The following is a 13469-nucleotide window of genomic DNA, read 5'->3' as shown; positions in this document are numbered from 1 at the left end:
TTCGGAAGGCTTTGCAAGTAGAGATTGAAAATTTATTTAATAGTTCGAACCAGCGCGGATCATGGCACAACGGAAACCAATCGTAGCCGTAGCGCTGTCCTGATCCAGGAACCTGCGCGTACCGGGCGACATCCAGTAAGCAACATCTTTCCAGCTTCCTCCTTTATATACACGAGCACGGTCAGTAACTAAAGAAGTAAAGCTTTCAGCATTGCGTGTAGTCCATTCACCTGTATCCGGATCTTTAATAACATTGTTATTGTAACCACGGGCATCATCCAGGAAACCATCTCTGCGTATCGGGTTCAAGTCATCAACATCCTGAAAAGAAAGCGGACGGTAAACATCCTGTACCCACTCGCTTACGTTACCGGCCATATTATACAAGCCGTAATCGTTCGGAGGGAATTCATAAATATAAGATGTGATAAGTGCGCCATCGTTCAGACGACCAGCAATACCGGCATAGTCACCACGACCACGCTTGAAGTTGGCCAGCATAAAGCCCATTTGTTTTCCGTAAGGGTTACGAACGGCATGACCATCCCAGGGGTATACGCGCTGGTGGGTTTGCATTTCTTCCAACCACTGCGTTCCGATCATTGCCTGCGCGGCATATTCCCACTCTGCTTCTGTTGGCAGGCGATAGGAAGGAATAACAATACCGGATTCCAACGGAATACGGCCATCGGTTTCTGCGTATTCAGTGCCGGCTTCTTCAGCCAGCTGAATGTTTACAGCACGTGTTCTCCAAACCGTATAATTAGAGGCCTGAGTCCAGCTAATACCCACAACCGGGAAGTAGCGGAAACCAGGATAACGGAGATAGTGATCAACATAGGGATCGTTAAAGGCCAATTTTCCAACCCAAACGGTAGTGTCCGGCAAGGCAGCCTGATAAACTTCTTGCGAAGAATCACGTGCCATGTAGTGCAGGTATTCTAACCAGTGGATATTGGCGATTTCTGTTTCATCCATGTAATAGGAAGCAACAGAAACGGTTCTCTCAATATTGTCGCGATAGGACATCACATCTTCTTCAAATGATCCCATCACGGTGCGCCCCCCCTCAATAAAAACCATGTTTGGGGCATCGGGTTGGCCCTGATAGGCATTAACCATAAAACCTCCAGCATCCTCATCATTAAAGGGAAGTCCGGTGGCCGTACTTACCTGGCCAGGGTTTGAGGCAGTAGGCCTGCCACCTCCGCCACCAAAAAGTGAACATGCTGATAGAACAACAGATCCGGCAGCTAATACCAAAAGAGCCTTAAGATAATTATTCATTGTAACGTTGATTTTAAAGCAACTGCTAATATAGATACATAAATACATGTTTTCCAAGCAGAAGCAATTTTATTCATAAATCATTAATCCAATACCAAAGGTCACGATAAAACGCCATTTGTTCACCCGTATTGTTTTGAGATAGGCCTATCCCAAAAGCGGAAAGAACCCGCCCGATAAAGCATCAAAAATCCCCGTTAAACGGTATTTAACCGGTGCCTATTTGCTGGCATGGAATTTTTAAAGGCATCTCCAAATAGCTTAAAGATGCTTTCGATTCAGGAATTCAGATTTTTACCGTTTGAGAAGAAGTGTGATCTGGTTACGTATAACGGCCACTACCTTACGTATAGGAAAATGGGCGATTGTAAGGTATTCCTATACCACTCTGATAACTTTTTCATTGAGGTCTATTATTCTACCAAATATCAGAAGGTGCTGATGATAAATGCGTTTGAAGAACAACGCGGGCTCGAACCTTACCTGGATAAAATTTCGTTGACCGATTTATACTCCAAGCCACTCATGTAGTGCAATAGTTCAATGGCCTGGTTAACGTGTTCAACCGGATCAACAATAAGTAAGGGTTTTCCCGTTTGCTCACGCAGTTTGCAATTTCGTGGATGCCCCTGAACATATTTTAACACATTACTGAACATGGGCGAGTTAAAATACTCGTCTTTGTTTGAAACAAAGTAACCGCGCATTTTTCCACCCTTCAACGAAAGCTTTTCAAAGCCAACCCGTTCACCCAGCCAGCGCAGGCGAACGGAGTTGATCAGCTCCTGAACAGATTCTGGAAACTCTCCGAACCGATCACGCAATTCGGCTATGAATTTTGCCAATTGATCTTCGTTTTTAATATTGTCCAACCGGGCGTAGAGTTGCAGACGTTCACTGGTATTGTTTACGTAGGTTTCCGGAATCAAAATCTCTAAATCAGTTTCGATAACACAATCCTGAACGATAAGCTTTGCTTTTTCAGCAAGCTCAACCGCAAACAGATCTTTGAAAACAGTTTCTTTCAATTCCTGGATGGCATCATCCAGAATTTTGTGGTACGCATCAAAACCAAGATCATTAATAAAACCACTTTGTTCTGCGCCAAGCAAATTTCCCGCTCCACGAATGTCGAGGTCGCGCATGGCTACTTTAAAGCCATCACCCAAATCAGAAAACTCTTCCAGCGAAGCTAATCGCTTTCGAGAATCGGAGGTTAACAACGATGCAGGTGGTGTAAGTAAATAACAGAAGGCTTTTTTGTTGGAACGACCAACGCGGCCACGCATCTGGTGCAGATCAGACAAACCAAACATGTGTGCCTGATTGATGATGATCGTGTTGGCGTTGGGAATATCCAACCCCGACTCAATGATGTTGGTGGAAACCAGCACATCATATTCGCCATCAATAAATTTCAGCATCACCTTCTCCAGCTTGTCACCATCCATTTGGCCGTGCGCAATGCCGATGCGCGCATCGGGAACAAGTTTGAAAATAATATTGGCAACTTCTTCAATGTCGCTAACGCGATTGTGCACAAAAAACACCTGGCCTCCCCTGCGCAACTCAAAACTCACCGCATCGCGAATGATGGTTTCGTTGAATGTGTGAAGTTCTGTTGTTACCGGTTGCCGGTTTGGTGGAGGCGTGGCGATGATACTTAGGTCACGTGCGCCCATTAATGAAAAGTGAAGTGTGCGCGGAATTGGTGTGGCCGTAAGTGTGAGCACATCAACGTTGTGCTTGAGTTCTTTGAGTCTGTCTTTAACCTTTACACCAAACTTTTGCTCTTCATCAACAATCAAAAGCCCAAGATCTTTGAACACCACATCTTTGCTCACAATCCGGTGTGTGCCAATCAAGATATCAACTTTTCCTTCACCAACTTTTTTAGCGATATCCTTGATTTCTTTTGTGGTGCGGAAGCGCGAAATGTATTCGATAGTGACCGGAAAATTGCTCAACCGATCTTTAAATGTTCGGAAGTGCTGCATGGCCAAAATGGTAGTGGGAACCAATACGGCAACCTGTTTTCCTTCGGTTGCGGCTTTAAAAGCAGCACGAATGGCCACTTCGGTTTTACCAAAGCCCACATCACCACATACTAGTCGATCCATGGGGTGCGGTTGCTGCATGTCGTGCTTTACATCTTCGGTGGCTCTTGCCTGATCGGGTGTGTCATCGTATAAAAAAGAGGACTCAAGCTCGGCCTGCAAATAACTATCGGCAGCAAAAGCGTAGCCAGGTGCGGTTTTGCGCTTGGCATAAAGCTCAATGAGTTCCTTCGCAATATCTTTTACGCGTTTCTTGGCTTTCGATTTTTTGGTTTCCCATTCCTGCGAGCCCAGTTTGCTGATGGCCGGAGGAGCCCCGTCTTTCCCTGAATATTTTGATATTTTATGTAAGGCGTGAATGCTCACGTATAAAATATCATCATCGCGATACACCAGGCGGATGGCTTCTTGCTCGTGTCCGTTTACTTCCTTCTTTTCAAGGCCGGCAAACTTTCCGATTCCGTAATCAATATGTGTTACAAAATCACCGGGCTGCAGGGCCTGCAATTCGCGCAACGTTAGTGCTTTTGATTTCGAAAATTTTTCACGCGCCCGATAGCGGTGAAAGCGTTCGAAGATCTGGTGATCGGTATAACAAAGAAATTTTAGAGACGAATCAACAAAACCTTGCCGAAGCGACAGTTCCAAACCCGTAAAATGAAGTTCGGGATGAATCTCTTCAAAAATTCCGCGAAGGCGGTCAAGCTGCCTGGGCACATCGGCAGCCATGAAATTTATATATCCTTGCGATTGGTGATCGACCAAATTATTCGCCAGCAACTCAAAATTCTTGTTGAAAGCCGGCTGTGCAGATGAAGTCCATTCGTATGTTACCGGGTTCTCCAACACAAAGCGATTTCCAAATTCAATTCGGGTAAATCCGCAAAGTAATTTTTCAAAGGAATCACCATCGTCAAAAAGTTTGTCCGGACTAAGAATCACTTGTGTATTGCTTACCCCAACAACTTTATGAAACGAGGCGGTAACTTTTTCAAAGGATTTTTGCACAACATCCACTGCGAGCTGAACATCTTTAAACCAGATGCGTGTTTCGCGCGAAATAAATTCAAGAAAGGATTGACGCTCCTCCTGCATCAAACGGGTTTGTACATCCGGAAGAATGTTGATGAAATCAACCGTTTCCACAGAAAGTTGTGAACCCGGATCAAACGAGCGGATGCTATCCACCTCATCCCCGAACAACTCAATTCTATATGGATATTCGTGCGCAAACGAAAACACATCAATAATTCCACCACGCACCGCGAACTGTCCCGCCTCATACACGAAATCAGTTTTTTCAAAATCATACCCATGAAGAAATTCCTCCAGAAAGGTAATATCCAGCTTTTCACCTTTTTTAACCGAAAACGTATTGGAAGAAAGGGATCGCTTGTTGATCACCTTTTCGGGCAACGCTTCCGGGTACGTAACAATCAGCAGCGGTTTGGTTTTAGCTGCAAGTGCGTTGAGCACTTCGGTGCGCATCAGAATGTTGGCGTTTTCGGTTTCGTCAAACTCGTACGGCCGCTTGTACGACATGGGGAACATAAGAATCTCCTGCCCCAACAAACTCTGAAGGTCATTTTGAAAGTATGCAGCCTCCTCCCTGTCCTGCAGCACGATCAGGTAATCCTGCGGATGCAACGTAAACGAGGCGGCCACCAGCACCGCATCCAGGCTGCCAGCCAATCCTTTAATCCGAATGTGTGGGTTTTGCGCAGCAACCCCTGCGGCTACGGTCTTTACCAGACCATCCGCGCAGTACAGCTTCAGAAACTCAGTCGCCTTCAAAATCAAAAACCGCGTAAGCGAGGCGCAAAGGTAAGGTGGCGTGCCCCCGCATCAAAAAGGCGTGCTGAAAAATTCTTACTTTTAATGCATGGACAATGTGCGCCTGTTCTTTTTGTTGATGAGCCTGGCCAGTTTGATGTTTATGGTGGCGGGTTTGTTTAAACCTTGGCTGCTGTTGTGGTGGGAAGATGTACAGAACAGGAGAAAAGTGATTAAGGTTTATGGTAGTGTTGCGTTAATCAGTTATGCGGTGCATTGGGTGATTTATTTTCTGGGATAGAACCCCCCATTTAATTGGTAATAATTTTCTAAGAGTAGAACACAGTGTCGATGAAAACAGTATTCGCATTTATGCTGCTCATCATGTCAACAGTTAGCGTTTTTGCACAGACTGGCGAGGAAATGTTACATACGATGTATGAAAAAATCAATCAATTGGAAAGCTTGAGCTATGAGATACATAAGGTTGATACTTTCGTAAGTGGTAGTGTACAGATTAAATCAGGGAAGGCTACACTGAAGAAAAATACGCAAAACCCCAAGTTCCCATTTTTATTTTACGGAGCAAATAATAGTATGTATGAGTTTCTATTCGATGGAGAGAAGGCGTTGGCGATTAACCATAAAGATAAGTCACTGGAATCTGTTCAATCGCTTCATTACAGAACCTTTCTTGGTTATCCAGGTGGGCAAATGATTTTAGAGGAATTACTTTTACCTGAAATTCCTTATGACAGTAAGTTGGGTTATGGATATACTGAGATTAGCTATGAAGAATTACCTGATTGTCATGTTCTGACGATCAGGTATGCCGATAGCCATGTTTATGACGTACGCAACAGATTCAAGAAAATTTATATCTCCAAAGAAAGCCATCTGCCATTTTACCGTTATCATTTTTTAGAAAACTCTTTTGGAGAACGGCAGGTAAATGAAGCAACATTGAGTAATATCAGGATTAATGATAAGAGCGTTTCTATGCCGGATATTGATTATGAAACGTTGGCTTCTTATAAAGAATTAAAACAGGGCAATCCTGTTAGCCGTCTGGCAGAACTTTACGGGACAAACGCTCCCAATCTTGAACTAGAGAATATCAATGGAGGTAAGGCCAGACTTTCAGATATGAAGGGGAAAGTTGTGCTACTCAATTTTTGGGAAATTTGGTGTGGACCATGCATAGAAAGTATTCCCAGGATAAAGGAGCTTGCTTTAAAGTATCCTGAAGAAGAGTTTGAAATATGGAGTATAGCCAGCGATGAGAAGACCTTTTCTAAACTAAAACTCTTTGCCGAACAAAGAAATTTGAATTACGCTGTTTTCTACGGCTCAAAAGAAGATGCAGAAAAATATTATGTGTATGGGGTGCCTGAATATGTTATCATAGATAAAAATGGCATTATTCAATTTGTAACAGCAGGATATTCAGAAAACATTGAAATAGAATTGAATAAACTTTTGCTGAAGTAACTACTACATCTGCGAAACAGCTTTTTGACATTCAGCCTAGTTTATTACAAAAATCAAGACAGCCTTTCGGCAACAATGACTAACGGCTTGTCTGCTGTCGTAAACCCAATAACATATTTCTCCCCCCCGTCTTTCAAGCCTATCCTTTTCCTAAGGGTATCCGGGATCAATGGATAATTCCGTGTAATCACATTTGCTCTTTCTTCTGGTAGGTAAGGTTTGATGGATTTAGCGTCTGGTTTTACAATAGCCTCTACTTTGAAGATCCTGCCTGGAAAATCGTGAACCAACTTATCACTTGTATACAAATGTGTGTTCACGTGCACTTTGTGTATGTTAAATCGGGTGGCGACCAACTTAAAAGCTCCCGCTTTAAGAATGGATGCATTTGGCTCGTAAAGGTAAGTTGATGGAACAGAAATGGAGGATGTTGATTTCTTTTCCTCTGTTTGGGAAAACGAAAATTCATGAACCACTTCGTGTACCAGATTCACTGCGTGAATAACCGGTTCCTGTTCTGGATTGGAGGTGCATAGAAAAAGCACCTCTTTACATTCATTGTTTACTGAAAGAACATAAACATGCTGCGTGTGCGGCAACTCCTGCAAACCCTGTGAGATATCAACAAGAGGAGAAGCTTTGACTAAAACGACATCGGATTTCTTCAGCAATGGGCTGAGCAAATCAACAACGTTCGGTTCGCATTCAGAAAATTTAAAAACACGTTGATTGGCGTTTCTCCTGCGCGAAGGATCAATGTAAATAAAATCAAATCTGTTCTCGTTTTGTAGTAAAAAATCTTCAGCTGTTTGGCTGTGATAGAAAATGTTTGTGGCCCCCAGAAGGGTATGATTATGCTTCGCGATTTCAAGCAGGCCTTCATTGGGATCAACGGTGTGCACCGTGTTGCAAATTTTGCTGAACGCGAATGAGTCAACTCCAAAGCCGCCCGTTAAATCGGCACACGAAGTAAGTTTGATGCCCAGGTGCTTTTGAATGATAGATGCTTTAAATGCTGCGGTTTGCTCGGAGGAGCATTGCTCAAGATTAATTCCTGGTGGATAGACAATTCCCCGGGTACGATAATGAGAAGGAAGTTTTTCTTTGGCTTTCTTTCTCCCACGAATTTGTTCAGCTAGTACGGCCGGTGGTACACCTAAGATTTCTTTTTTACTTAACGCAAGTTTTCGCTCATCTTCGTGTTCGTGATCGAAGATGTATTGCTGAACAACTTCGGAAGCAATACGCGAAATCACTTTGAAACAGAAAAAGACCGGGCAATCTGGCGAAACGTATCTTCAAACCGCGGGTACTCACTCTCTACGGCAATTCCATTTAAAAAGTACAGCACATCGTCTTTGAGAAACAGGTAGAAGAGGTTATAAATTACAGCCGACTTGCTTTCGTTGTTTGCGGCACCATCGGCACGGTATGAACAAAGCGCCCAGCGTACGGGCAACCCGCTAACGGTTTCCTTGCCTGAATTGATAACACTAAAATTCGGGTAGTACTCTGGAAAATCGGTTTTTATATAATAGTTGAAAGCTTCATCAAGCGTGAGGCCGTTGGCCGCACCGGTACTGATACCAAGGTATTCTTGCCACACGTCCTGGCCTCCTTCATCCGGAGAGTAGACATCCGTAACCGTTGCTTCTTTTTTCACGCCCCATGATTCGGGTATGGTTATGCGATAGCCCCCCTCTTCATTTGTTACTTGTTTTTGACCAAACGACAGAAAAGCGCTAAGTAGAAATAAGAAGAAGATGCTTGTTGTTTTCATAACTGATCTAAAAGTACGGTAATGGAATCAGGATCAAAAGTAAAAATGAGGTATACAAAGCGCATGTTTGCAATAAAAAGTAATTTGTCGGCATGTTTGAATTGATTGTTATCGGTGGAGGTGCAGCCGGTTTTTTCGGGGCGATTCAAGCCGCTTCAATTAAACCTGGTATGCGTGTGCTGATTCTGGAAAAATCATCCAAGCTGTTGGCGAAAGTAAAAGTCTCGGGTGGCGGAAGATGCAACGTGACGCACCATGAGTTTCAACCCAAGGCATTGGCGCATCACTATCCGCGAGGCGAAAAAATGCTTCGCTCACTGTTTCAAAAATTTCAGGCAAAGGATGTGGAAGACTGGTTTGCGAAAAAAGGTATAACGCTAAAAGTAGAGCCTGATGGAAGGATGTTTCCGGTTACGGACTCATCTCAAACCATTATCGATTGTTTTTTAGAGGAAGCATCTAAACTGAAAATTGAAATCAAGCAGCATGCAAATGTTGTCAAACTTGAGCAGCTTGAAGGCGGACTGTGTGTTTCAACACAATCAGGAGAAAAGTTTATAGGAAAAAGCATCTTGGTCGCAACCGGGGGTCATCCGCAGCGCGAATCCTACCAATGGTTGGAAGAAGCCGGCCACACCATTACACCACTCGTTCCTTCGCTGTTTACATTCAATGATTCATCAAAACGGTTTGTGCCGTTGATGGGCGTTTCTGTCGACCAGGCGTTGGTAAAAATTGCAGGCACAAAATTTTCACAACAAGGGCCGGTGCTGATTACACATTGGGGTTTAAGTGGCCCAGCAGTTATCAAACTTTCGGCCTGGGCGGCCGAGTGGCTTCATGAAAAGAAGTATACGTTTACGGTTTTGGTAAGTTGGATCGGAGAGGTGAAGGAAGAAGAAGTTCGTACGCTGCTATTATCCATAAAGCAAACACGACCGAAACTGAAAGTATACAATGAAGCTCAATTCAAATTACCCAATCGCTTGTGGATTAAGCTTTGTGAGGAGGCTGAAATTGAAGAAAGCAAGGTTTGGGGAGAGATGAGTAATCGCCACATGAATAAGTTAATCGAACAACTTATCCGATGCACATTTCTGATGAAAGGTAAAACCACGTATAAAGAAGAGTTTGTGACATGTGGAGGGGTTGATCTGAGCGAAGTGAACACCAAAACGATGGAAAGTAAAAAAATACCCGGTTTATTTTTTGCGGGCGAAGTGTTGAACCTGGATGGTGAAACCGGTGGGTTTAATTTTCAGGCAGCATGGACGACCGCCTGGGTGGCGGCACATCATATTGCTGGAAAATAAAAAAGCCGAATCACTTCGGCTTTTATGAATAGAATAGATTAGCAATCAATACACTAAACTCTTCTCCAACATAAACTCGGCAATCTGTACCGCATTGGTAGCGGCACCTTTGCGTAGGTTGTCGGCCACAATCCATAAGTTGAGCGTGTTGGGTTGCGATTCATCTTTGCGAATTCTTCCTACAAATACTTCATCGCGGCCGTGTGCATTCACCGGCATAGGATAAACGTTGTGCTTTGGATCATCCTGAACAATAATACCCGGAGTGTTGGCCAGAATAGAACGAGCCTCACTACACGTGAAATCGTGATAGAACTCGGCATTTACCGCTTCAGCATGACCACCAATGGTTGGTACACGTACCGTAGTTGAAGTAACACCAATGGTTTGGTCGCCCAGAATTTTACGGGTTTCGTTCACCATCTTCATTTCTTCTTTGGTGTATCCGTTATCCAAAAACACATCTATGTGTGGCAACGCATTCATGTCAATCTTGTGCGGATACACTTTATTGCCTTCAATGCCTGCACGCTCATCAGTCAGTTGCTGAACAGCATCCTTACCCGTACCGGTAACCGACTGGTAGGTAGAAACCACAATGCGCTTCAACTTATATTTAACGTGTAACGGGGCAAGGGCCATCACCATTTGAATGGTAGAGCAGTTCGGATTCGCAATGATGCGATCATCAATCATCAACTCATGCCCGTTTATTTCAGGAACGATGAGTTTTTTGGTAGGGTCCATGCGCCATGCGGAAGAATTGTCGATGACAATGCTGCCCATTTCTGCGAATCGGGGTGCCCATTCCAACGAAGTGCTACCGCCAGCCGAGAAAATGGCAATATCCGGGGCCAGTTTGCAAACCTCCTCAATGCTCTTGATTTCGTATTCTTTCCCCTTAAAGGAAAGTTTTTGCCCTACCGATTTGGCAGAGGCCACTAAGTACAATTCGTCAAACGGGAAGTTTCTTTCTTCGATAACTTTCAGGATCTCCTGGCCAACCAACCCGGTGGCCCCCACTACTGCTAGCTTCATTGCTTTAGGCATTTCTAATAAGGGTGCAAAAATAGTATTTTTGGTAATAGCCAAATGCCCCCGAACCAATTATTAACATCTATCGTGAGTCGCATACGATTGCTGCTCATCAAAACGCTGTTGTTGCAAGCATCGGTTGCACTTTACTATCCGGTGTACGCTCAGCTTTCTGATAACTTTTCCGATGGCGACTTTACCAATAACCCCGAATGGACCGGAACGGTTTCACAGTTTATTGTTAACACCAACGGCCAACTTCAGCTGAATAACCCCGGTCAGGCCACCACATCATTTTTATCTGCAGGCAGTCCATCACCTACATTAAACGGGTATGAATGGCAGTTTTTCATCCGACTGGCGTTTGCGCCATCAGGAAATAATTTTGCACGGGTGTACCTGGTAAGCGATCAATCGGATGTAGCGGGCTCATTGAACGGCTATTTCCTGCAGTTTGGTGAAGCAGGCTCTGCTGATGCCATTGAATTGTTCCGGCAAACGGGTGCGAATACTGTTTCCGTTTGCCGCGCCTCAACCTCTGGTGGAATAGCCTCGGCCTTTACTGTTCGTGTCAGGGTATTAAGAAGCGAAGCGGGGCACTGGCAATTATTCGTTGATTATGCTGGTGGAAGTGATTTTGTGTTGGAGGCATCCGGAACAGACAATACGTATTCAACATCGTCCTTTTTGGGATTACGGTGCACGTATACATCGGGCAACTCCACCAACTTTTACTTTGATGATTTTTATATGGGTCCGGAGATTATGGATGAGAACCCTCCGGAAATTCAATCCGTACAATCAATTTCCTCAACCGAATTAAATGTTTTCTTTAACGAGCGTCTTGAAAGCAACACCGCGCAAGATCCTTCAAATTATTTTGTGAACAATGATGTGGGACAAGCCACGAATGTGGTTTTACAAACCGATGAAAAAACAGTACACCTCTCCTTTGCTCAACCATTTCCGAATGCAATCACCAGTCAGTTAACGGTTACCAACGTTCAGGATCTTGCAGGCAATGCCATCGTATCTGCTCAAGCTAATTTCTTTTTCTTTCAGCAACCTCCCATTGAATACAAGGACATCATCTTCACTGAAATTTTTCCTGACCCAACTCCCCTAATTGGTTTACCCGAAGCCGAATTTGTTGAACTCTTCAACCGAAGTAATAAGCCCATCAGTTTGCAGGGATGGAAATTTTCGGATGCCTCCTCGACAGCAACGCTGCCTGCTCACATTCTTATGCCGGGTGATTATGTTATCGTTACACCAACTGCATCATCTCCGGCATTTGCTGCCTATGGAACTGTAATTGGTATATCGGGTTTTCCAACACTGAACAATAGTTCGGATAACCTGAAACTTCGTGATGCAACCGATATGCTTATAGACGAGGTGAACTACACGGATGCGTGGTACAAAGATGATGATAAACGACAAGGTGGCTGGACACTTGAACTCATTGATCCGGAAAACATTTGTGCAGAAGAAGAGAACTGGGTTGCCTCCGAGCATGCGAGCGGAGGCACACCGGGTACAGAAAATTCGGTGAAGGCATCAAAGCCTGATTTAACAGGACCACGCTTGTTATCGGCCATTCCGGTTTCGGCCACTCAACTAAAATTGCGTTTCGATGAAAAACTAAACGAAGTTCTTCCGCCCCCATCGGCATTTGTGATTTCACCAACACTGACTGTATCGCAGGTAAACTTTGCAAATTCATCATTGCGTGAGTTGTTGCTGGAGCTGGAATCTTCCATTCAGCTGCAGCAACGCTACGTTGTAACCATAACATCAATTTATGATTGCAGCGGAAACCATATTCAGGAAGATCATCGGGAGGTGTCATTTGGTTTTCCTGAACCGGCCGAAGCAGGAGATGTGGTGATCAATGAAGTACTTTTTAACCCACGGCCATTCGGTGTTGACTTTCTGGAGTTGTTCAATTATTCGGAGAAGTACATCAATTTAAAAAACTGGAGTGTTGGATATTTTGAAAGCGGAAACGCAGTAAACCTGAGAACAATTACGACAGCTGATTTTCTGCTTCCGCCAAAAGCATTCATAGCATTAACCGTTGATCCGTTTACTATTCAATCACACTACCCACATGCCGAAGAATTACTTAAAGTTGAAGCGCTTCCTTCCTTTCCGGATAATGAGGGAACGGTTTCATTGGTAAGTGAAGGAGCCGAACTCCTGGATTCTTTCTTCTACACTGATGATTACCACTCAACCCTACTTCGCGATAAAGAAGGAGTTTCGCTGGAGCGCATTCATGCCGACAGACTAACCAACGATCCAAACAATTGGAAATCGGCCGCATCGGTTGTGGGCTACGCCACACCCGGATACAGAAATTCGAATTCAATAGAAATCGTTACGACAACCGGGAAGGTTAATATTGAGCCTGAAATTTTTATTCCGGTATTCGGTCAGCCCGACTTTACCGAAATACGATACAGTTTCGAGCAGGGTGGAAAGGTGGCCAACCTTAAAATTCTGGACCACCAGGGACGCGAGGTGAAGCAACTTGCCAATAACGAAACATTGGCAACAGAAGGGTTTTTTCGCTGGGATGGTGAACGCGATGATGGTACCAGGGCACGGCCGGGTTATTATGTGGTGTGGCTTGAGGTGTTTGATGGTAATGGGAACGTTGATACCTACAGAAAACGTGTGGTGATAGCAGCGCGGTATTAGCGTTGCTCAGGACAATAAATCCCCTCA

Annotated in this window: 10 protein-coding genes; 5 read left to right on the top strand and 5 right to left on the bottom strand. The window is 44.2% G+C overall.

The window, feature by feature from the left end:
• Positions 1-36: 36 nt before the first annotated feature.
• Entirely contained in the window at positions 37-1287 is a 1251-nt protein-coding gene (gene gldJ / locus QY309_17025) for a gliding motility lipoprotein GldJ (protein WKZ59550.1), read from the bottom strand.
• A 231-nt stretch (positions 1288-1518) separates the two neighbouring features.
• Between gldJ and QY309_17020 the strand changes: the two genes are divergently transcribed.
• Complete coding sequence (locus QY309_17020) at positions 1519-1818, top strand: hypothetical protein (GenBank protein WKZ59549.1); 300 nt, start codon at positions 1519-1521, stop codon at positions 1816-1818.
• Here QY309_17020 and mfd read toward each other — a convergent pair.
• The gene (mfd, locus tag QY309_17015; protein ID WKZ59548.1) at positions 1767-5138 is read right to left on the bottom strand and encodes a transcription-repair coupling factor; all 3372 of its coding nucleotides are present in this window, start codon (positions 5136-5138) and stop codon (positions 1767-1769) included. The two genes, QY309_17020 and mfd, sit on opposite strands and share 52 nt — an antisense overlap.
• A gap of 88 nt (positions 5139-5226) precedes the next feature.
• Here mfd and QY309_17010 point away from each other — a divergent pair, with 88 nt between their 5' ends.
• Entirely contained in the window at positions 5227-5418 is a 192-nt protein-coding gene (locus tag QY309_17010; protein WKZ59547.1) for a hypothetical protein, read from the top strand.
• A 50-nt stretch (positions 5419-5468) separates the two neighbouring features.
• Complete coding sequence (locus QY309_17005; GenBank protein WKZ59546.1) at positions 5469-6608, top strand: TlpA disulfide reductase family protein; 1140 nt, start codon at positions 5469-5471, stop codon at positions 6606-6608.
• A gap of 53 nt (positions 6609-6661) precedes the next feature.
• Here the strand turns inward: QY309_17005 and QY309_17000 are convergent, their stop codons facing one another.
• Together QY309_17000 and QY309_16995 are read right to left on the bottom strand one after the other, a co-directional pair.
• Positions 6662-7864, bottom strand: coding sequence for an RsmD family RNA methyltransferase (locus tag QY309_17000; protein WKZ59545.1), 1203 nt, complete (start codon positions 7862-7864; stop codon positions 6662-6664).
• Positions 7861-8388 (bottom strand): hypothetical protein, encoded by a 528-nt coding sequence (locus QY309_16995; protein WKZ59544.1) that lies wholly within the window; start codon positions 8386-8388, stop codon positions 7861-7863. Before QY309_16995 ends, QY309_17000 begins: the two co-directional genes overlap by 4 nt.
• A 92-nt stretch (positions 8389-8480) precedes the next feature.
• On the opposite strand from QY309_16995, the gene QY309_16990 reads away from it, so the two are divergent.
• On the top strand, positions 8481-9701 hold the full coding sequence (locus QY309_16990) for an NAD(P)/FAD-dependent oxidoreductase (GenBank protein ID WKZ59543.1): 1221 nt from the start codon (positions 8481-8483) through the stop codon (positions 9699-9701).
• A 45-nt stretch (positions 9702-9746) separates the two neighbouring features.
• On the opposite strand, the gene QY309_16985 is transcribed toward QY309_16990, so the two are convergent.
• Positions 9747-10739 carry an aspartate-semialdehyde dehydrogenase gene (locus QY309_16985; GenBank protein ID WKZ59542.1) on the bottom strand — a complete coding sequence of 331 codons (993 nt, stop codon included), beginning with the start codon at positions 10737-10739 and terminating at the stop codon, positions 9747-9749.
• Positions 10740-10823: 84 nt separating this feature from the next.
• On the opposite strand from QY309_16985, the gene QY309_16980 reads away from it, so the two are divergent.
• Positions 10824-13442, top strand: coding sequence for a lamin tail domain-containing protein (locus QY309_16980; GenBank protein ID WKZ59541.1), 2619 nt, complete (start codon positions 10824-10826; stop codon positions 13440-13442).
• Positions 13443-13469 lie beyond the last annotated feature (27 nt).

It is taken from the genome of Cyclobacteriaceae bacterium (assembly GCA_030584025.1).
Classification (GTDB): Bacteria; Bacteroidota; Bacteroidia; order Cytophagales; family Cyclobacteriaceae; genus UBA2336.
The sequence above is the reverse complement of the archived record's forward strand: the minus strand, read 5'-3'. Positions and strand labels throughout refer to the sequence as shown.

Bases quoted from the DNA above. Each gene is read 5' to 3' on its own strand.
- gldJ (WKZ59550.1), bottom strand. From the start codon at position 1,287: ATGAATAATTATCTTAAGGCTCTTTTGGTATTAGCTGCCGGATCTGTT.
- QY309_17020 (WKZ59549.1), top strand. From the start codon at position 1,519: ATGGAATTTTTAAAGGCATCTCCAAATAGCTTAAAGATGCTTTCGATT.
- QY309_17010 (WKZ59547.1), top strand. From the start codon at position 5,227: ATGGACAATGTGCGCCTGTTCTTTTTGTTGATGAGCCTGGCCAGTTTG.
- QY309_17005 (WKZ59546.1), top strand. From the start codon at position 5,469: ATGAAAACAGTATTCGCATTTATGCTGCTCATCATGTCAACAGTTAGC.
- QY309_16995 (WKZ59544.1), bottom strand. From the start codon at position 8,388: ATGAAAACAACAAGCATCTTCTTCTTATTTCTACTTAGCGCTTTTCTG.
- QY309_16990 (WKZ59543.1), top strand. From the start codon at position 8,481: ATGTTTGAATTGATTGTTATCGGTGGAGGTGCAGCCGGTTTTTTCGGG.
- QY309_16985 (WKZ59542.1), bottom strand. From the start codon at position 10,739: ATGAAGCTAGCAGTAGTGGGGGCCACCGGGTTGGTTGGCCAGGAGATC.